At 34.2% G+C, this 23,268-nt stretch carries 12 protein-coding genes and 1 tRNA gene; 5 read left to right on the top strand and 8 right to left on the bottom strand.

The window, feature by feature from the left end:
* The first annotated feature begins 241 nt into the window (after positions 1–241).
* Together bafA (B11cv2_RS03880) and bafA (B11cv2_RS03875) are read left to right on the top strand one after the other, a co-directional pair.
* Positions 242–3,019, top strand: coding sequence for a BafA family autotransporter (bafA, locus tag B11cv2_RS03880; protein WP_158521546.1), 2,778 nt, complete (start codon positions 242–244; stop codon positions 3,017–3,019).
* An 87-nt stretch (positions 3,020–3,106) separates the two neighbouring features.
* Entirely contained in the window at positions 3,107–5,095 is a 1,989-nt protein-coding gene (gene bafA, locus B11cv2_RS03875) for a BafA family autotransporter (RefSeq protein ID WP_100693397.1), read from the top strand.
* Positions 5,096–5,203: 108 nt separating this feature from the next.
* Here bafA (B11cv2_RS03875) and B11cv2_RS03870 read toward each other — a convergent pair whose 3' ends face one another.
* Positions 5,204–7,084 (bottom strand): ABC-F family ATP-binding cassette domain-containing protein, encoded by a 1,881-nt coding sequence (locus tag B11cv2_RS03870; protein ID WP_199570321.1) that lies wholly within the window; start codon positions 7,082–7,084, stop codon positions 5,204–5,206.
* A 246-nt stretch (positions 7,085–7,330) separates the two neighbouring features.
* Here B11cv2_RS03870 and ndk point away from each other — a divergent pair, with 246 nt between their 5' ends.
* Positions 7,331–7,753, top strand: a complete 423-nt coding sequence (gene ndk / locus B11cv2_RS03865) for a nucleoside-diphosphate kinase (RefSeq protein ID WP_100693396.1) — start codon at positions 7,331–7,333, stop codon at positions 7,751–7,753.
* Between the two features lie 248 nt (positions 7,754–8,001).
* On the opposite strand, the gene pgsA is transcribed toward ndk, so the two are convergent.
* From pgsA to B11cv2_RS03845, 4 genes are all read right to left on the bottom strand, one after another.
* Positions 8,002–8,583: a CDP-diacylglycerol--glycerol-3-phosphate 3-phosphatidyltransferase gene (gene pgsA, locus B11cv2_RS03860; RefSeq protein ID WP_078688659.1), complete on the bottom strand. Its 582-nt coding sequence runs from the start codon at positions 8,581–8,583 to the stop codon at positions 8,002–8,004.
* Between the two features lie 71 nt (positions 8,584–8,654).
* Positions 8,655–10,634 (bottom strand): excinuclease ABC subunit UvrC, encoded by a 1,980-nt coding sequence (gene uvrC / locus B11cv2_RS03855; protein WP_100693395.1) that lies wholly within the window; start codon positions 10,632–10,634, stop codon positions 8,655–8,657.
* A 156-nt stretch (positions 10,635–10,790) separates the two neighbouring features.
* Entirely contained in the window at positions 10,791–11,636 is an 846-nt protein-coding gene (locus B11cv2_RS03850; protein ID WP_100693394.1) for a 23S rRNA (adenine(2030)-N(6))-methyltransferase RlmJ, read from the bottom strand.
* A gap of 416 nt (positions 11,637–12,052) precedes the next feature.
* Positions 12,053–12,128, bottom strand: a tRNA-Lys gene (locus B11cv2_RS03845).
* 487 nt (positions 12,129–12,615) lie between these two features.
* On the opposite strand from B11cv2_RS03845, the gene B11cv2_RS03840 reads away from it, so the two are divergent.
* Positions 12,616–14,169: a TerC family protein gene (locus B11cv2_RS03840; protein ID WP_100693393.1), complete on the top strand. Its 1,554-nt coding sequence runs from the start codon at positions 12,616–12,618 to the stop codon at positions 14,167–14,169.
* 234 nt (positions 14,170–14,403) lie between these two features.
* Here the strand turns inward: B11cv2_RS03840 and B11cv2_RS03835 are convergent, their stop codons facing one another.
* The 3 genes from B11cv2_RS03835 to secD all read right to left on the bottom strand — a co-directional run bounded on the left by B11cv2_RS03835 (position 14,404) and on the right by secD (position 19,762).
* Entirely contained in the window at positions 14,404–15,357 is a 954-nt protein-coding gene (locus tag B11cv2_RS03835) for a YbhN family protein (RefSeq protein WP_100693392.1), read from the bottom strand.
* 26 nt (positions 15,358–15,383) lie between these two features.
* Positions 15,384–17,138 (bottom strand): YbaL family putative K(+) efflux transporter, encoded by a 1,755-nt coding sequence (gene ybaL / locus B11cv2_RS03830; RefSeq protein ID WP_100693391.1) that lies wholly within the window; start codon positions 17,136–17,138, stop codon positions 15,384–15,386.
* 98 nt (positions 17,139–17,236) lie between these two features.
* The gene (gene secD, locus B11cv2_RS03825) at positions 17,237–19,762 is read right to left on the bottom strand and encodes a protein translocase subunit SecD (protein WP_100693390.1); all 2,526 of its coding nucleotides are present in this window, start codon (positions 19,760–19,762) and stop codon (positions 17,237–17,239) included.
* Positions 19,763–20,368: 606 nt separating this feature from the next.
* Here secD and B11cv2_RS03820 point away from each other — a divergent pair.
* Positions 20,369–22,729, top strand: a complete 2,361-nt coding sequence (locus B11cv2_RS03820) for a mechanosensitive ion channel domain-containing protein (RefSeq protein ID WP_100693389.1) — start codon at positions 20,369–20,371, stop codon at positions 22,727–22,729.
* Positions 22,730–23,268: the final 539 nt, after the last annotated feature.

Here is a 23,268-nt window from a genome sequence, read left to right as displayed (position 1 = left end):
CAACATTATTTATGATCATCGCTCTTTTTGAGATATTATTATGTTGTAATATAAAGCACATTATGATATATGTAAAATACATTATGATATAATAGAATGAGCTATTTGATAGTCAGGGGACGTTAATCTAGCTTTCAGTGATGGAGTGTAGATCGTGCAATATTATAAATTAAGTTTTTCAGTATTAATGGTCAGTACTTTTTTCATACAAAGTGTGAACGCGCGGGAGAAAATGCAGGAGATGTCTGATGAATCTTTGGATTTAAGTGAAGTAATAAAAGCTTTTTCCTCTATTCTTACACAGGGAAAGGTATTGAAAAACTCTTCAATTGTTACTCAGGGTATCAGTATGAATACCAAAATTGAAGAGGGAGGTGTTGAGATTGTTGAAAATAATGGAACCTCAATGAATGCCATTGTTGGTAAAGGTGGAAAACAGGTCATTACGCGTGGAGCCACTGCAATGAACACTCAAGTTAAGGGTGGTTTGCAGTTTGTTTTTGAAGAAAGCAATAGACTTTTAGGTATAGTGAGTAAGCGAAGTAGTGCATATGAATCTTCGGTTTCTGGTATAAATGGAAGTGTCGGGCAACAAAATCTATATGATGGTGGGGAAGCATGGAATACAAAAATCATGGGAGGGGGGATTCAATACATTTATAAAGGAAAAACAGGAAAAGGTGGTTCTGCATCAGATACTGAAGTTTCTTCGAATGGTAGGCAGTTTGTTTTAGCAGGAGGTGAAGCTTCAGGAGTTACCTTGAAGGATAACGCTCGTCAAGTTGTATATCCTAGTGGGACAGTGAAAAATTTAACGATTCAAGATCAAGCGCAATCATGGGTATATGTTGGTGCAAGTTTGACAGGGGCAACAAGAATTAATGGTCAAGGGCGTCTTTGTCTTTATGCTGGTGATGATCGAGGTCATATTACAAAAGAAGATATTACTATCGAAGGGCGAAGTCCTGAAAGATTGTTTTCTATTGGTATGCAGAATGGCAGCCGTAGTTCTGAGGTTACGATTGAAGATTTAGGTGGGAATGGTGGAACAGTAGGTTTTTCTTCTGTTGAATATGATAAACGTCATTCTAAACTTAATGTTGGGAAGCTTTCAGGAAAATTACATTTCAATTTTAATATTAGTGATGTTGGGGAGGGAAGTGATTATATATTAATTAAAAATGGCTCAGGCAATCATACAATAAGTATTGCCGATTCTGGCCGTGAGATTGCAGCTTCTTTTTCGCAAAGGCATGGACATGTTTCTGAGATCAATTTAGTTACCGATACAAGTCAAAATGGAGGAGCAAGTTTCACTTTAGCAAATAGTGCAGGTACACCGATTAGTGCTGTTGATGGCGGAACTTATATGTATACTTTGCAACAGAGGAGCAAAAGTGGAAATTGGAAAGTTTGGGCTTTGTCTGCAGAGACTGGTCAACCTCGTCATATAAGTGCTCCTTCCAAACGTTTAATTCAAAAACCAAATTTAGATTTATCATCTACTTCTAATGGTAAAACGGATAATAGTAAATCAAAAAGTCGCAAAAATTCTCCTAAATCTTCAGAGCCTCGATCTCGTCCTCCTCGGCATGTGAGACAGTCTGAGCAGAGTTCTCGAGCACTGAGTTTGGAGGAATTGCAGGCTTCTGGTTCTTCAGCCATTTTATATAAGAACGATCAAAGTGCTGAACCAAAAAGTCGAAAACGTGTCTTACAGTCTCATGATAGTGGTGTGGATGGTTATCCAGTGCTGAGTGGTTCTCCAGTCTTGAATTCAGAGCAATCACAAATTCCTGATTTTGAAGTGATTCCGTATACATCGGGACAACAGATTGATGTTAATAAAGAGATTCCAGCTTACTCGGGTCATTTGCCTCTAGAAGAAGATATTAATTTAGAAGATCTAGAAGATTTAGAAGATCTAGAAGATTTAGGAGAACAAGAGTCCACACAATTGATTAATCAAGTGATTAATCAAGATAATGAAGAACAGTTGCCAATAGAGGAACAGTTGCCAATAGAGGAACAATTGCCAATAGAGGAACAATTGCCAATAGAGGAACAGTTGCCAATATTAGATCCGATATCTACATCTGCTCTGTCTACGACACCATCGACAGATGTGTTATTGTCTTTGGCGGTAGCTCCCGAGCTTATTTTTAACAATGAGTTACAAAGTTTGCGTGCTGGAAGGGGTTTGGTAGGAAGAAATAAAAAGAACACTTCTTTATGGACATATGGGATCAAGAGTAAAGAACATCTTTCTACAGGTCATACGAATTTTAAGTTAGATCAAACTGGTATAATGCTAGGAATTGATTGGTTAAGCGATCTAATGAATGGACAACTTTATATTGGTGGTTTTGGCAGTTATGGCCAATCAGATATTGTTCATGCTCGGGGTGGTATTAGTCGTGTAAATACTTATAGCGTTGGGGCTTATGTGACTTATTTTGGTGATCGAGATTGGTATTTAGATAGCGTTTTAAAATATAATCATTATCAAAATAATCTTCACGCCATCTCAACGAACGGTATAAATATCAAAGGTGATTATAATCAGAAGGCGATAGGTGCTTCATTTGAAGCGGGACGCTATGTGAAGTTAGCGGAAGATACTTGGGTTCAACCTTATGGTCAGTTAATTTGGTTGCAGGTTGAGGATAAGGAAGTAAAACTTTCTAATGAAATGACAGGTGATATTAGTCCATACACTTCGTTGCGTAGCGAAATTGGGATGTCTATAGGGCATGAATTGAGTTCAGGTACATCCACTCAAATGATGACTTATATAAAGACTGCTTGGTTACGTGAATATATAGATAATAATCACACAATAATTAATAAACAGCATAAATTTAAGACTGATTTATCTGGTAATTCTGGAAAACTTGGTATTGGTTTGAATAGTTTTATTAGTGAGAATTTGAATTTTTATGTTGAAGCTCATTATCTCAGGGGGAAGAGAACAAAGCAATCACTTCAAGGTGTTTTAGGATTGCGTTACAGTTTTTAAAAAAATAGCCTCAGTCTCGATTTTTGGTATGTTTTATAGTGATTGAGGCTAGTGAATTCGCCAACTTTTAAGAGTAGAGTTTGAATAATGCGCTATAAATTAATTTCTGCGATGCTAGTCATAGATATTTCTCTTGTACAAGCTGTTTCATCTAATTCTAATATCGATACAAAAGTGAAAGCACCTGTACCGGTATTGCTATCTACATCTTCAAATGATTTAAAAGTTTTTCCTTATGGTCAAGGTTATATAAGAGAAGAACAGAATGTATCTGGAAGCGAGGTGGTATGGAATGCGAAAGTGATGGAAGGAGGCATACAAAATCTTTATGCAAAAAGTGATCAAGAAGAGGGTGGTACTGCAGTAAATACTGAAATTTTTAGGGATGGAAGACAGCGCGTTTCCGCAGAAGGTACAGCTATTACTGTTACTTTAAATGATAATGCTGTGCAAGAGATCTATAAAGGTGGTTATGTATATGGTCTAACTGTTAATGATCGTGCGAGTTCATGGGCATATGCGGGTGCAACATTAGAAGGAGATACAGCAATTAATGATTTTGGAAAGTTTCTTCTTTATGCTGGAGATAAAGAGCATCAATCTACAATAGAAAACTTTATTTTAAATGGGAAAGATACAGAATTATTTGTTATTAGTGCACGTGATGAAGATAGCGCTTTGATTAAGAAATTAAGTGGTCGGGGAACTGTTAGTTTTATTCCTGATCAAGCTCAACCCCGTTATTCTCATCTTCATATTGAGAATCTTTCTGGTGAATTAGGAAGTTTACATTTTAGATTTAATACCACTATTGCAGAGGATCGCGGTGATTATCTTTTTATTGAAAGTGGTGATGGTCATCACATGATAAGCGTAGCTGATTCAGGTGCTGAAATTACCAATCCTCTTTCACAGCACCGTGATTTGGTTACTGATAAAAGTGCAGGTGCTCATTTTACTCTAGTAGATCTTTCTGGTGTAAAGATTAATGCTGTTGACGGTGGCACTTATATGTATGCCTTAAAACAAAGACAAGATGATTCTAGCAAGATTTGGTATTTAGCAGCAGATCATTTTGATAAGCCAACTCCTCCTGCTCCAGATCCAGATCCAAATCCAGATCCAAATCCAGATTTAGATCCGTTGCCAACACCAACTCCGTCTACGACCCCATCGACAGATGCAATGTTATCTTTGGCAGTAGCTTCTGAACTTGTTTTTAATAATGAGTTGCAAAGTTTGCGTGTTGGAAGAGGTCTTTTAGGAAGGAACAAGAAGAATACGGCTTTATGGACATATGGGATCAAGGGTCGCGATCGTTTGGCTACAGGTCATACGCATTTTAGACTTGATCAGACAGGTATAATATTAGGTGTTGATTGGCTGCAAGAACTGATGAAAGGAGATTTTTACATCGGTGGTTTTGGGAGTTATGATCAAGCGCGTATTACCCATGCACGAGGCGGTGTCAGTAATATGGACACTTATAGTGCTGGGGCTTATGCAACTTATTTTGATAATCAAGGGTGGTATTTAGATAGCGTTTTAAAATATAATTATTATACAAATAATTTAAAGGCTATTTCGACAAATGGTTTGGGTGTTCAAGGTGATTATAACCAATGGGCAATAGGGACTTCATTTGAAGCAGGATATTATTTTAATGTAGCATCAGATACTTGGATACAGCCTTATACTCAACTAACAGGAGTCCGTGTTTCGGATAAGGAAGTAAAGCTTTCTAATCAGATGGTTGGTAATGTGAATAGTTCTACTTCATTGCGCAGTGAAGCTGGATTATCTGTTGGTCATAAGTTTAATTTGAATGATGACGCTCACTTAATGACTTATATAACAACGGCTTGGTTACGTGAATATATAGATAGAAATCATACGACAATTAATAATCAGCATAAATTTATCACTGATTTGTCGAGGGATGCAGGTAAATTAGGAATTGGTTTGCATAGTCTTATTGGTGAAAATTTATCGCTTTATGCTGAAACTCATTATCTCAAAGGGCATAAGGTAGAACAGTCTCTTCAAGGTATTGTAGGATTACGCTATAGTTTCTAAGATTTCACTTTGTTTTGTTGATTATAGTTTCTATTGTATGAGAAATTTTTAAAGATCTTTTCTATGAAGCTATTATTCCGCCAAGCAGGAAAGCTAATGGTAGGGGAGCTATGTTTTTGTATGATTTTGGGTTTCATATTGATTAGATAAGGCAAACCAGAGTGTTTCAGCTTCTTCCAGTTTTTTCATTACTTTAGCACGTTCTTTTGCTTTTTCAGAGAACTGATTATGGGAAGAAGCAGGGATTAATTCTTCATCGAGTTGTTTAATTTGTTTTTGAAGAGAATTTATCACTGTTTCAGTTTCAGCGATTTGTTTGCGTAATGGTGCAAGAAGAGAGCGTTTTTGCGCATTGATTTTTCTTTGCTCATTTTTAGAAAGAAAATGTTCTTTTTTAGGAGAAGTTTTTGTTTCTTTTTTGGGGGAGAAGCCAAGAACTTCTACGCGGTAAGTGTTGATATCACCTTTATAAGGTAGAACAGTTTTATTTTTCACAAGCCAAAATTGATCCATTGTTGCTTCAATAAGGTAACGATCATGAGAAATGAGGATAACTGCTCCATTAAAATTATTGAGTGCATGGATTAGTTCTTCACGACTATCAATATCAAGATGATTGGTAGGTTCATCGAGGATAAGAAGATGGGGACCTTTGAAAACGATAAGTCCCATAAGTAAGCGTACTTTTTCACCTCCTGAAAGCTCTTTAACTTTTACCATCATTTTTTCTGTTAATAGTCCCATCTGTGCTAATGTAGAGCGTATTTTGGTTTCTGACTGTTCTGGCATTAGATAGCGCATATGTTCTATTGCATTTTGTTCTGGTATAAGATCATCTAATTGATGTTGTGTAAAAAAGGCAATTTTTAGATGGGGGGCGAGTGTTATTGTTCCTTGTTCTGGTTGAAGACGGCCTGCGAGTAATTTGGCAAGAGTTGATTTACCGTTTCCATTTGAACCTAAGAGAGCGATACGGTCATCATTATCAATTCTCAAATTTAGTTCTTTAAGAATAGGTTTCCCTTTTTCATAACCAATATTTATATTTGATAATGCAATAATAGGGGAGGCTACAGGTCTATCAGCTATCGGAAAAGTGAAAGATTGACTATATCTTGTTTCCCAAGGTGTGATTAGTTTAAGTTTTTCTAGTGCTTTAAGACGTGATTGTGCTTGTCGCGATTTACTTGCTTTTGCACGAAAACGGTTAATAAAATCCTCCATATGTTTTTTTTGTGCTTCTTGTTTTGCCTGTTCTTTTTGTTGTAATCTAGTAGTTTCCGCTTTTTGCTGTTTAAATTGATCATAATTACCACGCCAGAAGGTAAGCTTATTATTTTCAAGATGCATGATAGAGTTAACAGTCTTATTTAAGAAGTCGCGATCATGGCTAATGAGAATAGTTGTATGAGGATATTGGTGTATATATTCGATGAGCCATAAAGTTCCTTCAATATCAAGATAGTTTGTTGGCTCATCGAGGAGTAAAAGATCAGGTTCAGTAAAAAGTACAGTTGCCAATGCAATGCGCATGCGCCATCCACCAGAAAAAGAGGATAGAGGTTTTTGTTGTGTATGAGGATCAAATCCTAGACCAGAAAGAATTTTACTAGCGCGTGCTTTTGCCGAATGAGCGTTAATATCACTTAAACGTGTATGAATGTTAGCAATGTGTATTGGGTCAGTTGCTGTTTTTGATTCACGGATGAGATTAATAAGTTCTTTGTCTGCATCTAAAACAGTTTCGAGCAAGGATTGCTCGGTTGTTGGTGCTTCTTGGGAAACTAAACCAATTCGCGCTTTTTGTGGTATGAGAACTTCACCATTCTCAGGAGAAATATCACCTGTAATAACACGAAAAAGAGTTGATTTACCAGTTCCATTATTCCCAACAAATCCAGTTTTTGAGCCAGAAGGGATTGCAATATTAGCGCGATCAATCAAAAGGTATCCAGCCATTCGGATTGTGATATCATTCAAGACCAACATAGTGAAAAGTTTCCTTTACATGATTTTCTAATAAGCTCATTTATTCAATTTTTGAAGGAAAAATGATGATATGGTTATTAGGATAAATTACTACTAATATTTTTATTATATGAAGGTTATGATCTCAAAAAGAATTATATAATTGAAAATTAATACAGATTTTCTTACCGTTACTTGGTAGAAAGTTCTTTACTTGTTATAGAGAAGTGAAGATAGTTTTTAAATGAAAGAAAGGTAGATAACCAAATGGCTGTAGAACGCACTTTATCGATGATTAAACCAGATGCAACGCGCCGTAATTTGACTGGGGCAATTACAAAAATGCTTGAAGATGGCGGATTGCATATTATCGCATCTAAGCGCGTGTGGATGAGTCGACAGCAAGCAGAGGGATTTTATGCTATCCATAAAGGGCGTCCATTTTTTGAAGAGTTGGTAACATTTATGTCTTCTGGTCCAACTGTTGTGCAGGTTTTAGAAGGAGAAAATGCAATCATTAAAAATCGTGAAATTATGGGAGCCACAAATCCTATTGATGCACAGGAAGGAACAATTCGTAAAGTGCATGCTTTATCGATTGGTGAAAATTCTGTCCATGGTTCAGATAGTGCTGAGTCTGCGAAAACGGAGATAGCTTATTGGTTTTCTGACATTGAAATTGTTGGTTAACAAAAGACCATTTAGCAAATGAAAAGTCCCGAAATATATTGAGGGACTTTTCGAGCAAAATTATTACTTTAAAAAGAGCATGTTGGTATGGCTATATTTAAAAAGGTATTTTTCTAGTTTATTAGATTTTAATTATATATTTGCATTATTTTCCAAATGTTCTCTGTATCAGCTTAAGCAATGGTAAATGTCTTATTATTTAGAATAATGAGTCTTTATTCATATTGTAATCTCGTCGTTTATTTTTTTTATGTGATAACATGTTTCAAACCGGCGCGGAAATAATCCCATCCTGTCCATAATGTAAGCAGAGCTGCAATCCATAGCATAGTAATGCCGAATTCTGTTGTGTAAGGAATTATTTTATTACCAGCAGGTCCTGCTAAGAGTAATATAATAGCTATCATTTGTACAAAAGTTTTCCATTTTGCAAAACGAGAGACGGGAACACTCACTTTTAACTCAGCTAAATATTCACGTAGTCCAGAGACAAGAATTTCTCGGCAGAGAATAATAATCGCTGCCCAAAGTGACCAGCCGGCGATAGTACTTTCTGCAGCAAGTAAGAGTAGGCAGGCAGAGACGAGAAGTTTATCTGCAATTGGATCCAACATGCGACCAATATTAGAGGTTTGTTGCCAAATACGGGCAAGATAGCCGTCCAAAAAGTCGGTAATAGATGCAATAATAAAAATAGAAACAGCAGTCCAACGAGCAATATCACTTGATTGTAGGCGACCTTCTAAGAAAAAGCACGCTACAACCAATGGTACAGCAATGATTCGTGCATAAGTTAGAATATTAGGAAAAGAAAAAGTATGATTTTTCATAGAGCAATTTTCAGTTTTTAGAGTATAATGTATTGTATAAAAGTAACAAGGCAAAGCTTATGAAACAAGCCTTATTTTTTATTAAAATAATTATGAATTTTGTACGCAATTTCTTTAGAAATGCCTGTAACTTTTGTTAAGTCTTCAACAGATGCTCTGGAAACTGCTTTAGAGCTTCCGAAATAGTTAAGCAAAGCACGCTTTCTCGTAGGGCCTATGTTTTCAATTTCATCAAGTGGATTTTTGAATGTTTCTTTTTTTCGTTTTGCTTTATGAGTTCCAATTGCGAAACGGTGTGCTTCATCGCGTAGGCGTTGTAGAAAATAAAGAATAGGATCGTGTGGGGGGAGTGTAAAAGGTTGCTTCCCTTTCATAAAAAAACGTTCTAGACCAGCTTTCCGGTCAGGGCCTTTAGCTATGCCAATTACTGTGATAAAATCATCTAAACCTAATTCAGATAATACCGTATTAGTAATATTTATTTGTCCTTGCCCTCCATCAATTAAGATAAGATCAGGCCATAGAGGATAAGAATCTTCATAGCCAATATTTTTATTTTTGTTAGGTAAACCATATGTTTTAAGAAGGCGTAAAAATCTTCTTTCAATTACTTCTTTCATCATACCAAGATCATCACCAGGTTTGATATCGGTCGAGCAAATATTGAATTTACGATATTGATTTTTGACAAAACCTGTTTGGTCAACAACAATCATTACGCCAACTGCATTAGTTCCCATAAGATGTGAGTTATCATAGACTTCTATACGGCGTGGAGTATGGGATAGCTGAAATGTTTTAACGATATTACAAAGGAATTTTTTATGTGCTGATGTTTCAGAAAGCTTGCGTTGGAGTGCTTCATAGGCATTTGTGTAAGCATGATTCACGAGAGCTTTGCGTTCTCCTTGTTTTGGTAAAGATAGAGATATTTTATGGTTTGCTTTCAGGCTTAATGCTTCAGTGAGAAGTATTTCTTCGTCAATTGTATTAGATAAAAGAATAAGCTTTGGAATTGGCTTATTATCATAAAACTGTATAAGAAAACTTGCTAGAATTTCGGAGCTGGAAAAAGAGGGATCTGCTTTTGGAAAATAGGAACGATTTCCCCAATTTTGCCCCATACGGAAAAAAAATACTTGAATACAAGTCATTCCTTCTTGTTGTGCAATTGCAAAAACATCTGCTTCTTTTACAGTTTGAGGATTAATACTTTGATGGCTTTGTATGTGAGAAAGAGCTGATAAGCGGTCACGATAGGTTATAGCACGCTCAAAATCAAGATTTTCTGCAGCTTTATGCATAGCTTGAACCATATCATTTTTAACTGATTGACTTTTTCCTGAAAGAAAAGCTTTTGCTTTTTTGACAAGTTGTAAATAATCACTACTGCTAATTTCATGTGTACAAGGAGCTGAGCAGCGCTTAATTTGATAAAGCAAACAAGGCCGTGTACAGTTTTCAAGGACTGAATCAGTGCAGGTTCGTAATAAAAAGGCGCGTTGTAGAACATTAATTGTTTGTGTAACCGCTTCCGAAGAAGCAAAAGGACCAAAATAATGAGCTTTTCGTGTTCGGGCACCACGGTGTTTATACAGTGCAGGTGCTCGGTGATCATCCGTGATAATGATATAAGGTAAAGTTTTGTCATCACGCAGTAAAACATTAAAACGTGGTTGTAATCTTTTAATTAAATTAGCTTCTAAAAGGAGTGCTTCTGTTTCTGTATGGGTAACAACAAATTCCATATGATTTGTTTCACGAATCATACGTGTAATACGGTTATTGTGTCCATGTTCACGAGTATAATGTGAAACACGTTTTTTGAGGTTTTGTGCTTTGCCAATATAGAGAATATCACCATTTTCATTGAGCATCCGATAAACCCCTGGTTTATGAGGGAGATTTTTGACAAAATATTGGATGAGTGCACTACCTTTAAATTGATTATTCTCATTTTTTTTATGAGCATCATGCCATATAATGTCAGATGAAAAAGGTAATTTTTCTTCATTTTTTGTACGGTGGAGTATATGCTTTTCTAAGCTCATTAATTTACCTGAAACTATTTTATATTTGTGAGATATGAAATGATTGTTTCTAGTCAAGCGCTTTGTTTATGAATTGCTGTTTTTTCTATTTATGGTATCGGAATTGATAATCTTTAGTGTGTATTTTTATTAAAAATACTAGAGAATAGGTTAGTTCTATGAAAGCCATTTTTGTATAATATGCGCATGCTCATCTCTTCTAAGATGATTGATAAGGAAAGGAGCGATTTTTTTAATTTCGTCTTCAAGAAGATAAGGAGGATTAATAAGAATCATTCCACTACCATTCATTTTAGGTGGGGATGTGCTTTTCCCAATATGCATCTCGAGCTGTAAAATTTTTGGAATTTCTGTTTTATGAAGTGCATGAAGAAAAAGTTCAATCTCTTTATTATATTTAACAGGGTACCATAAAGCATATACTCCTCCAGAGAAACGTCTATATGCTTTCACTATTCCTTCAATGAAGCGGGAAAATTCTCTCGGTTGTTCAAAACAGGGATCAATGAAAATAAGTCCACGCTTTTCTTTTGGTGGTAGATGGGAATTTAAAGAAAGCCAACCATTTAAGTGCAGAATTTTTGTTTGGTAATCACCAGAAAAGTAACTGGCTAAAATTTGGTAATCTTCACGGTGCAATTCAATTGCGGTTAATCGATCTTTTTTACGCAATAGTTGGCGAATAAGAATAGGTGATCCAGGATAGAATGAAATTTCTTTAGTTCCTTTATTGATTGCAAAAATAACATCATACCATGGGGTAAGAAGCTCTTTTAAGTCTTGGGGGATGGGAATTGATAGAAGTCGTCCGATGCCTTCACGCCATTCTCCTGTTTTATGTGCTTCTGCAGAAGAAAGATCATAGAGTCCAATACCCGCATGCGTATCTATAACGCGAAAGGCTTTTTCTTTGCGCTTAAGATATTCTATGATACGTGTGACAATAATGTGTTTAAAGACATCAGCAAAATTGCCAGCATGATAAATATGCCGATAATTCATTAACAAACTTTATCATATATCTAATTGTTTACCAAATTTCTTTTTAATGTAAATAATGACTTTTATACCAGTAAAAGATTTAAGATTTAGAAAAATTTAAATCCTTGAAATCTATGAAGATTATTAAAGTTTTAACAGCATTTAGATTTTATTGTAAAATTTTTATGATCTTTAATGTAAAAGTAAAATTTTCAGAGTGATAAAAATTTTTGAGGACTATTGATATTTTCAAGTAGGTTAAATACGTCCTTCTAATATCAGGATATTTTTTAGAGATAAATGGTAAAATACTTTTTAGATTTAAGAGTACACTGAATTTAAGGTAAATCAATTTTGAGCAGAAAAGATACTTAAATCTAATGGCAGTATATTTTTATAATTTTATTTGTGTTTTTTTATTAACAAATTAGCTTTATTGGTGGGTGATGAGGGAATTGAACCCACGACCCGCTGATTAAGAGTCAGCTGCTCTACCATCTGAGCTAATCACCCACAATTTTTAAAGAGGTAAAAATGAAAAATCCTCTATAACGCTCTAAAAAGGGGATGTCTAGATGGCCTTGTTGTTTTTGATCTATTTCTATGGAATAAAAAGAGCTTATAGTTACGCTATAAGTTAAAAAATATTCTTCTCCTCTTGATATTATATAAAAATAAACCTATTAATTAGGGTATGCTATAAATAGATGTTCTACTCGATATAGAACGATAATTGGAGGGTTGTCGAGCGTAATGCCTGGGCAAGATTCAGGAGAGCCTTCTTGTAGTAACAAGTGGTGTGGGTTATTGTTATATTTTATCAACAATCATAAGAGTTCAAGCACTGCTTTGAATATACTTAGCTACTTATTTTTCCATGTAGTTTATTTGTATTCGACATTATTGATGACTTATGCGGATGAAAGTTTATGATTTCTTTCATCAGCAACGTGTATTTAAGCTTTTTAATTTTCAAGATATTTTTAAATGGTGAGTTATAATGGAATGGATCACTGATCCCCATGCGTGGTTTGGCTTGGTTACATTAATTTTTCTCGAAATTGTGTTAGGCATAGATAATCTTATTTTTATTGCGATTTTAGCAGAAAAATTACCATTACATTTACGTGATCGTGCATGTTTTATAGGTCTAACTTTAGCGTTATTGATGCGACTTTTTCTTCTCACGGTTATTGGTTGGGTAATGAGTTTTGATAAGGTAATTTTTTCTATTTCGTCCTTTGTATTTAGTTGGCATAACCTAATCTTGATTAGTGGTGGAGCTTTTTTATTAGCAAAAGGAACACTAGAGTTACACGAAAGACTAGAAGGTACGATGCATACACAAAAAAAAGGAGTTATTTATGCTGTTTTTTGGCAAGTAATTATTCAAATTGTTGTGCTTGATGCAGTGTTTTCTCTTGATAGTATTATCACTGCAACGGGTATGATTGCTAAAGACCAAACAATGGTTATGTATATAGCGGTTATTATCGCTATGGGGGTGATGATGTGGGGATCAGGAACTCTTATGCGTTTTATTAATCGTCATCCCACTATTGTGATTTTGTGTCTTGGTTTCTTGATGATGATCGGTTTTACTCTCATTGTTGAGGGCTTTGGTTTTCATATTCCCAAGGGTTATTTGTATGCTGCTATTGGTTTTTCAGTTGTGATTGAAGTTTTTAATCAAATTGGACGTCGTAATCGTGAAAAGATGATTACAACAAATGATCTACGTGAACGGACGGCTGATGCTGTCTTGAGGCTTTTAGGAGGTGGGAAAAAAGGTGGAAATCTTAGTGAAACTGTAGATGTTATTGTTGAACAAGCTGCTACTTCAGAAATTTTTCGGCCAGAAGAAAAAGAGATGATTCGTGGTGTCCTTGATTTAGCAGATCGTCCTGTACGTTCTATTATGTCTCCACGTAATGAGATTGAATGGTTAGATTTAAATGGTGATGAAAATGAAATGCGTGAAGAATTGCAACGCGTTAAGCATAGTCGCTTAGTTCTTGCACGTGAAAAAATAGATGAATTTGTTGGTGTTGCTTTAACGAAAGATCTTCTTTTAAATCTAGCTGAAGGTAAAAAGATTAATTGGCAAAAAGCTATGCGTGAGCCACTTGTTGTTCATGAGAATACAGGTGTTTTACGATTAATGGAGAAATTACGCCATTCTCCAATTCAAATTGCGATTATTGTTGATGAGCATGGATCTTTGAAAGGTATTGCGACACCAACAGATATTTTTGAGGCGATTGCAGGTGATTTTCCTGATGATGAAGAATCTGTTGTGGCAGAAAAGCTCGAAGACGGAAGCTTACTTATTGAGGGATATGCTGATATTCGTCGTTTAAGCGGTTACCTTGAATGTAATCTTGTTGATGAAGCAGATCGTTATACTACGCTTGCAGGGTTTATGCTTTGGCGTTTAGGGCATTTACCAAATGAAGGTGAAAGTTTTGAAGCGGAAGGTTTATGTTTTAAAGTCATTGAAATGGATCGACGGAATATCGCTAAAGTTCTTATTTCTCCAATTGTTTTACATTAGAAGGACTAATTATCATGGTAATGAAATCAATGGAGAAGCAAATTTAGTTATAATTAATATTGCAATATAATAGAAGAATCATTTGCATCGATTATATAACCATTATCATAATCGCAGATTACTAATTATATGGAACAGATTAAGTTTTAAACGAGTTTTCCTGTGGGTATCCTTATTAGTTAAGTTTAGCTATTAGCTTGTATCAATATAGTATAAAAAAGAAGAAATTATTTTTTATTCAGGCGGGGTTTGTTGTATTCGTTTAAAATATTGTTTAGTTTCAAAGATTGCTATAAAGAATAGTGAAATGATAAATGGTATGATCAAATAGAGCATCCTAAATACGATAAGTGCTGCAATAACATCGGTTGGGTCTGTATTAGGCATGCCTGTTATAAATAAAGCTTCAAGTACTCCCATACCTCCTGCAGGAGCATTGGAAAGAAGAGTTATAGAGAAAGATGCAAGGAATACACCAAGTACAGAGATGAAATTAATATCAGCATTATGTGGTAGTACAGCATATATAATTCCTGCTGCTCCTAAAATCTCTAATGGGCTAATAATAAGTTGTCGAATAACAATTTGAAGACGTGGATAAAAAAGATAAATTTTTTTGCTTATACGTAAAGGTTTTAATTGCAGCCAACTACCGAAAATATAAAGAGCTATACAGGAAAGTAAAATCACACCAATTACCTTCCCTAACCATTGAGGAAGATCATTATGAATAAGGGTAATAATTTCTGGTTGTAAAATTAAAACAATGCCGGAAAGTAAGATTGTACCAATTACAAAAGTGAATGAACAAAAACCCACTAATATAGCAATTTCTGTTCCACTGAGCCCTTTTATTGTATAAGCGCGATAACGTATAACAGCACCGGAAAAAACTGATGCACCGATATTATGTGAAAGTGCATAAGTAGTGAATGAACATAAAGCTATAAATACCCAAGAAATTTTACGACCAAGATGTTGCAAGGCAATTCGATCATAACCAGCGAGAGCTGTATAAGCGATGAGTGAGCAAAGACATGCTAAAAGCCAATGATGCGTGCTTAAATTAGAAAGACGTTCTAATACAGCACTAAGCGAAATAGTAGATAATTTTATATAAAGAATGCGAATCGATATCAACATTGCTAAGATGCCAATCAATGGCCATATAAATTTCTGTAGTTTCACACTTCTTTATCCGTTTTTGTTTTTATTTACATTTTTTGTAAAGTTAATTCATTATTAGGCGTATTCATTACAAATTTCTGTCCAATGATATATCCAATAAAACTATTAGCGATTTCTTTGTCATTCGTCACTACAATATCTGCTCCTAAATCCATTAAATAAGATGTTTCTGATTCAGATAGTGCATGAGCAATTATTTGAAGGTTTTTGTTCAGGTGGCGTATGTTTGCTATACATTGTCCTGCTTCAATAGTGCTTCGCATTGTAATAACGACTTTACATGCACCTCTAATGTTGGCTGCATTAATAATTTCTTTTTTAATGATATTACCACAAATTGTTTCGATTCCGTCTACTATTGCTTTATCAGCAAGGCGCTTTGATTCTTCAACTACTATAATAGGCTGACCTCTTTCCATTAAAGATAGTGTTATGTATTTTCCAATACAGCTATAACCAATAATCACAATATGATCAGTTTTTGAAGTAATTGACAGAGCTTCTTCGTCGGAATCTTCAGGATCGATATTAATAATTGTTTGTTTATCTTGCGCGTTAGCAGAAGAATTTTCTAGATATTTTTTAATTTTATCAACAGCAACAAAAACAAGGGGATTGAGTAGGATAGAAAGGATTGCACCTCCAAGAATTAAATCGCGAGCATTGTTATTTAGAAGTCCAAGGTTTGAGCCTAGTCCTGCAAGGATAAAAGAAAATTCTCCGATTTGTGCTAGGCTAGCCGAAATAGTTAAAGCTGTTCCATTAGAATAGCGAAAAGCTTTAACAATAAAAAAAGCAGCAGCAGATTTTCCTATGATGATAATTGATAAGGTTGCGAGAAAAGAAAAAAAGTTGGTTAGAATTTTCATAGGATCAAATAGCATGCCTACAGAAACAAAAAAAAGAACTGAGAATGCATCTCGCAGTGGTAAAGATTCTTCTGCAGCACGATGACTTAATTCTGATTCACTCATCATCATACCTGCAAAAAAAGCACCAAGAGAAAGTGAAACACCAAATAAATGAGCGGCTCCGAAAGCTACTCCTAATGCAATAGCAAAAACACTAAGACGAAATAATTCACGCGAGCCAGATTGTGCACTCACTTTTAGTAACCACGGTATAAAACGTCTTCCAATAACGAACATTAGAGCAACAAATACAATAACTTTTAAAATCGTTAGTCCAACAATTCCCCAGACATTTAAATGAAACCATTGAACAAGAGGGCCGATTGGTTCTTTTTTTGTACTACCGAGGATGTTTGCTAGTGCAGGTATAAGAACTAGTATTAGAACCATAGCTAAATCTTCAATGATTAACCAACCAACGGCGATACGTCCTTTTTCTGTTTCAATCAAGCATCGTTCTTGCAGAGCACGCAGCAAGATCACAGTACTTGCTGTTGATAATGCTAAACCAAATACTAAACCATCACTAAATCCCCATCCCATAATCCAACCCAGGCATAAACCAAGAAAAGTAGCAAATACCATTTGTGTAATGGCTGCAGGAATAGCTATGGCTTTAACAGATAAAAGATCTTTTAATGAAAAATGCAGGCCAACACCAAACATCAGCAAAATAACACCGATTTCAGCAAGTTGGTTGATCAAAACAGAATCTACTTTAAAACTACCTATATTAGGTCCCACAATGACACCAGCTAATAGATACCCTACTAATGGAGAGATACGCAAACGGTTAGCAATCATTCCGAAAATAAATGCTAAACATAAACCTGCAACAATAGTTGTAATTAATGGCGTATCGTGAGGCATAATTGTAATGTAGTGCTTTCTTTAGAAATAGTTGTCACAATGATTATAATTAAAAAAAAAGAAATAAAGTAACATATTATATAAATTAACGCGCTATTTTAATTGGTAGTTATATAATTTGAGTTGTTGTTTCTTTTATTCTTTTTATAGCACCAATTATTTAATAATAATAAAATGGGAGCTGCAATAAAAATAGAAGAGGATGTTGCAATAATAATGCCAAACACTATAGGCCATGCAAAATTATTAACAGTATTTCCTCCCCATAGAGCCATAGGTAACATAGCTAATATCGTAGTGGTTGATGTAAAAATACAGCGTACAAAAACCTGATTAATTGAAAGATCAATTATTTCACGCAGTGGTTTTTGTTTATAAAGGCGCATATTTTCACGCATTCGGTCATATACAACAACTTTATCATTAATTGAATAACCAACAATTGTTAAAAGAGCAGCAATAGCTGTTAAATTGAAATCAAATTGAAATAAAACAAAAAAACCAACCATTTTCGTAATATCAAGGATAAGTGTAACTATTGCTCCAATAGCAAAAAACCATTCAAAGCGCCACCATATATAGAGAGACATAGCGACTGTTGCTAAAATGACAGCAATAATACCAGCTGTAGCAAGCTCTCCTGAAATTTTAGGACCAACAACTTCCGTTTGATCGAATGTTGTATCTGGGTAAATACTTTGCACAGTTTTTTTGACTTTATCAATAGCGATAGCATGTTGAACTTCTCCACCACTTTGTTGCTGTGTACGAAGCAGTATCGTATTTTCGTTATCAATATTTTGTAGTGTAACTTCACCAATATTAAGAGCAGAAAGATTTGAACGCAAAATTGCTAAATTTGCGGGTGTTTTTGTTGTAATGGTCATTTGACTGCCACCAACAAAATCAATTCCAAAGTTTAAACCAGGTTTAAAAAACAAAAAAATTGAAGATAGAGATAAAATAATTGAAATACCAATACCAATGAAACGAGCGTTCATGAAAGGAAAAGTAGTGTTTTTAGGGATAAAATTAAAAAAAGATTGAAACTGCAGTTTTTTTATTTTCCATTTATTCACTACCCAAATCATCATAATTCTTACTATGGTGATTTCAGTAAACATGGATATAATGATGCCAAGTAACATTGTTACAGCAAAACCACGAACTGGGCCGGTACCAAACCAAAATAGTAAAACAGTTGCAATAACAGCTGTCACATTGGCATCAAGGATAGTTGCAAAAGCTTGTTTAAAACCACGATCTAAAGCAGCAAAGGCACTTATACCTTTTTGACTTTCTTCGCGAATACGTTCATTAATTAAAATATTGGCATCAACAGCAATACCAATACCTAAAATAATACCGGCAATTCCAGGTAAAGTTAGTGTTGCACCGAGGAGGCTTAGAGCTGAAAATATCAAAATAGTATGTAGTGCTATCGCTATATCAGCAATAATACCCCAGATGCCGTATAAAAGAAAAATAAAGACTGTAACGAGAATAAAACCTATGATGCCTGTATATAAGCCCATTTTAATAGAATCAGCACCAAGATTTGGACCTACAGTTCTTTCTTCAATAACGGTTAATGGCGCGGGCAAAGCACCAGCTCGTAGTAGCGCAGCAAGAGTTGAGGCTTCTTTAGAATCAAAATTTCCTGTAATTTGTCCTTGTCCATTAGGGATGACACTATTAATGACGGGAGCAGTTAAGACTTTATTATCCAGAACAATTGCAAAAGGACGGTTAAGATGTTGGCGTGTTATGTCTGCAAATATTTTTGAGCCGATAGAATTCATAGTGAATGAGATGATAGAGCGTCCTGGTATTTGCGGATCAAATCCTGACCGCGCATCTTTAAGAACATTTCCATCCAAAGCAATTTGGTCATAAATTGCATATTTTTGATTTACATCTGTATAACCAGAAAGAATTGAAACACCTACAGGTGGGTTATTGATATCAATATTAGAAGGTACAAGATGAAAAGTCATTTTAGCAGTAGTTCCTAGAAGATCACGTAATTGTTTTGGATCTTGTAGGCCAGGCAATTGTATCATAATACGATTGGTTCCTACCTTTTGGATGGCAGGTTCAGTAACACCGACTTGGTCAATACGGCGGCGAATAATTTCTAAACTTTGCTCGATAGCTTTGCTAACACGATCATTTATGCCAGATTCAGTTAATGTTACACGAATAGTTTCATTTTGATTGTTGATTGCAATATCACTAGCTGTGGTACCAAAGCTATTGTGTATAGGCATAATTAATGTTTCTAAGGTAGTAATGGCTTTTTTATTTTGCGTGGTATCAGAAAGAACAACGACAATATTATCTTCAATGATACGGACACTCGATGTGTGAATTTTTGCTTCACGCAGTTTTTTACGTACATTACTTAAAACTGTATGTAACTGATCGTGTTTTAATGTTTTGGTATCTACTTCGAGTAAGAGGGAAGATCCTCCCTGAAGGTCAAGTCCAAGTGTTACATGGGTATTCGGTAGGAATTTTGAATTTTTGATTTGTTCTTGCGAAAATAAGTTAGGCAAGGCAACGTAGATGCTGCTTAAAAGAATAAAACAATAAAGAGTAGCCAGCCAGGCAGGTGTACGCATGATATATTCCAATTAGTAGATACGTTAAAATAATTAAAATGAGATGAGAAGCATACAATAGAATTATTTTTATAGATCAAGGTGAGAAAGGTGCATGTTGATTTAAAAATTTTGTATTTGAAGGTTTTGAAATTGTATAGGAAAATTATGACAGGAATTGAAAACACATTCAATACTAATATACTTCAAAAAAGTACAGCTGTTAAGTTATGGTATCTATAGGGTATTACAATTTTTTATTTACGACTTTTGTAATGGAATTAATTATATCTGTTTCTTTGAGAAAAGAGCACTATTTAAAATTTTATAATCAGTATGTTGTTTATATAGAGATAGGTTTTTGAACTAAACGTTATCCAAAATGCTAGAATTGGACAAAAAAAGATAAATTATAAAGGAAAAGAATTTCTTTTTTCAATATGAATGCAAAAAAAACAGTTAAATGTTTTTTCTCTATTGCTGATTTTAACTTAATTTATCTATTTTTTTATCAGTATTATTGGATGAGGGAAGGCTTTATAAGCTTGTTTGATAAAAAACTGAAGTGTTTGTTGCACATCATAATTTTAAGGGAGTACTTAATAAATGCTTATTCTGAGGATGAATATGTATTCATTTTTAAATGGAACCTTCCTTTTTTTCTTAATTTTTCTGACCAATGTTTTCTCTAGTTTTTGTGCATGGGGAGTTTTTGCATCGCCAACTGCGATAGTTGTACAGTCAATAGAGTTACAATCAGTGGATAGAATTATTCAACAACAAGAAACGGTTATTGATACTCTTGTACAGGATATTAAAATTTTACAAACAAATTTAGAAAGCAAACCAGAAAATGAACATGTTTTGACAAAATGGAGATTACAAGCACGAGATATCAGTAAACGAGCTTTGGAGGGAGCTTTTATTTTGCGCACTTCTCTTAATGAAATTAATGAGATTATAAACCGATTGAACGCACTAGATGATAATCGAAAAAATTTCGAAAGCGAAAGAAAAAAATACTCAAATATCATACAACAAAAAAATAGAATTAATAATGCAATTCATAAATTAGAGGCAATATTTTTAGCTGCAAATGAGATAGTAAAAGTTACAATTTCTCAGTCTCGAGAGCTTTTTGGATATATTTTTAAACAAGTTAAATTTTCAACATCAATGGTTCAAGAGGTTGTTGAAAAAACAAAAGAGGCATTTTCAAACGTTACTTTATTTTTTGATTCTTGGTGGAAATTTGCATTTTATTTTAAACCTCTACAATTATTTTGTGCTTTTTTTATTCCATTTGTTGTTACCCTAGGTCTTTCACATTTTTCTAATAAATTTATTGGATATGTAAAGCATGATGTTTTCAAAGAAAATGATGAGGTATCTTATCTACAATGTTTATTGGTTGTTTTAATTTCAATTTTACTGCCTTCTTTTGTATGTGCTATTTATGTTTATCTGACATTATTTTTATTTCGCAGTTTTGGTTTAAATTTAGGGACACTTACAGATGTATTTCATACGATTGGGCATCAAATTATATTGGTCTTTTTGTTGAATCGTGTAGCAGTTATCCTTTTATCACCGTATAGACCGCATATACGTCTTTTAAATGTTACACCATTGGCAGCATATCAATTGATAATTTGTATAACTCTTTTAGGTGTGGTGTTTGCACTAGATACAGTTCTGGATAGTATCTATCGAATGATATCAGCATCTTTTTCTTTGATTATTGCGAAAAGTTTTATTGCTGTTTTCCTTATAGGAGTCTTGTTGTTTATTATCTCGTTTGTACCTTTGCAATTTAGACGCCAAAGTACAAGAGAGGGAACTCCATCTTGGCTGTTGTGTATACGTATTCTACTCATGACACTTGGATTATTGTTAATTGTAATGAATTTCTTAGGTTATATTGGTTTTGCTCGTTTTATTATGCAACAGATTGTGATCTGTAGTACATTTTTAGTGTTGATGTATTTGGGGATGCGAAGCGCTTATGCCATGGGAAACGAAGGAGAGCTTATCAGAACGAATGTTGGTCGTGCTTTGATGAAAAGGTTTCATCTAGAAGAAAAAACAATGAATCGATTGGGTATTGTTAGCAGTATTTTTTTCAATTTGGTTGTTATTGTATTTTGCGCAATGCCAATTTTTATGCAGTTTGGTTTTTCGTATTCCGATATAAAAACAATATTGTGGCAATTAATGACTAATATTCAAATTGGGAATATATCTATTTCTTTGATTTCTATTATCATAGGAATAATCTTCTTTTTTGTTTGTTTGTTTGTTAGCCGCTTATTTATTAGTTGGTTAGATAGTACAATAATGGTGCGTGGAGAGTTCGATTCTGGTGTACGTAATTCTATCAAAACGGTCATAAATTATGTTGGTATCGCTTTATCAGCTTTAGTAGGATTATCAATTGCAGGATTAAATGTTAGAAATTTTGCGCTTATTGCTGGTGGGCTTTCGCTTGGTATTGGTTTTGGTTTGCAGAACATTGTCCAGAATTTTGTGTCTGGTCTTATTATTTTAATTGGGCGGCCATTTAAATTGGGGGACTATATAGAAGTTGGATCAGTACATGGTATTGTAAAACGTATTAGTGTACGCGCGACAGAACTTGAAACATTTCAGCGACAAACAATTATTGTTCCTAATTCAAGTCTTATTAATAATAATGTAAGTAATTGGACCCGTCCTAGTAAAATGGGGCGAATTGATATACCTCTCACTGTTTCGATTAACGTTGATCCAGAGCGTGTTGTTGAAATGTTATTAGAGGTTGCTTCAACAATAGAAGGAGTTTTAAAAAATCCTGCACCACAGGTAAGTTTTACAGCATTTGATAGTAAGAATTTTTCATTTACTTTAGCTGTTTATGTGTCGAATATTACTTCTACATCTAAGGTGACTAATGCACTTCGTTTTGTACTTTATAAACGTTTTGTGAAAGAAGGAATTTTGGAATGCTAAGATATGGCTGTATTTTTATTGTGATGATCCCTCAACGGTGAAAAATACATGTCTTAGAGATGTAATAGTTTTTCTGGAGGGAATGCATTTTTCAAGTATTTGGTTAGATCCTAGTTAAGCCATTAAAATGTTTAGAGAGAACTACTTTATTATTATTTTCAGGTAAGAATTTTGTTGTAAAAGCAGAAGGTCTTATGGAAGATCTGTGAAGATAAAAAATTGTTCAAATAAGGTATTTTAAAACTTGAATATAAAAAAGTTTAATTGTTTTTTTCAAGTATTTTGTACAAGAATAGCACACTTTATTTTCATTAAAGAAATTTTGTATCTTTTAGGAATATTATTATTTGCTATTCAATAATCTTTGAAGCTTATTTCTAGATCCAAATATGCTTTTATTTTTTATAACTTTAAGGTCTTGTTATTTGCAATAAGAAAATTTAAATTTATTCAGCTGCTATTTTATCATAAATGATAGCATGATTATCTGTGAAATATAAAATGTTCAATGTGTGTTGCTTGTTGTTCGTCAAAGTTCT

The organism is Bartonella sp. 1-1C, assembly GCF_002810325.1.
In the GTDB taxonomy this organism is placed as follows: Bacteria; Pseudomonadota; Alphaproteobacteria; order Rhizobiales; family Rhizobiaceae; genus Bartonella; species Bartonella rochalimae.
The sequence above is the reverse complement of the archived record's forward strand: the minus strand, read 5'-3'. Positions and strand labels throughout refer to the sequence as shown.

Excerpts from the sequence above, each read along its gene's own strand:
- bafA (WP_158521546.1), top strand. The coding sequence starts at position 242 with ATGTCTGATGAATCTTTGGATTTAAGTGAAGTAATAAAAGCTTTTTCC.
- bafA (WP_100693397.1), top strand. The coding sequence starts at position 3,107 with ATGCGCTATAAATTAATTTCTGCGATGCTAGTCATAGATATTTCTCTT.
- B11cv2_RS03870 (WP_199570321.1), bottom strand. The coding sequence starts at position 7,084 with ATGTTGGTCTTGAATGATATCACAATCCGAATGGCTGGATACCTTTTG.
- ndk (WP_100693396.1), top strand. The coding sequence starts at position 7,331 with ATGGCTGTAGAACGCACTTTATCGATGATTAAACCAGATGCAACGCGC.
- pgsA (WP_078688659.1), bottom strand. The coding sequence starts at position 8,583 with ATGAAAAATCATACTTTTTCTTTTCCTAATATTCTAACTTATGCACGA.
- uvrC (WP_100693395.1), bottom strand. The coding sequence starts at position 10,634 with ATGAGCTTAGAAAAGCATATACTCCACCGTACAAAAAATGAAGAAAAA.
- B11cv2_RS03850 (WP_100693394.1), bottom strand. The coding sequence starts at position 11,636 with ATGAATTATCGGCATATTTATCATGCTGGCAATTTTGCTGATGTCTTT.
- B11cv2_RS03840 (WP_100693393.1), top strand. The coding sequence starts at position 12,616 with ATGGAATGGATCACTGATCCCCATGCGTGGTTTGGCTTGGTTACATTA.
- ybaL (WP_100693391.1), bottom strand. The coding sequence starts at position 17,138 with ATGCCTCACGATACGCCATTAATTACAACTATTGTTGCAGGTTTATGT.
- secD (WP_100693390.1), bottom strand. The coding sequence starts at position 19,762 with ATGCGTACACCTGCCTGGCTGGCTACTCTTTATTGTTTTATTCTTTTA.
- B11cv2_RS03820 (WP_100693389.1), top strand. The coding sequence starts at position 20,369 with ATGTATTCATTTTTAAATGGAACCTTCCTTTTTTTCTTAATTTTTCTG.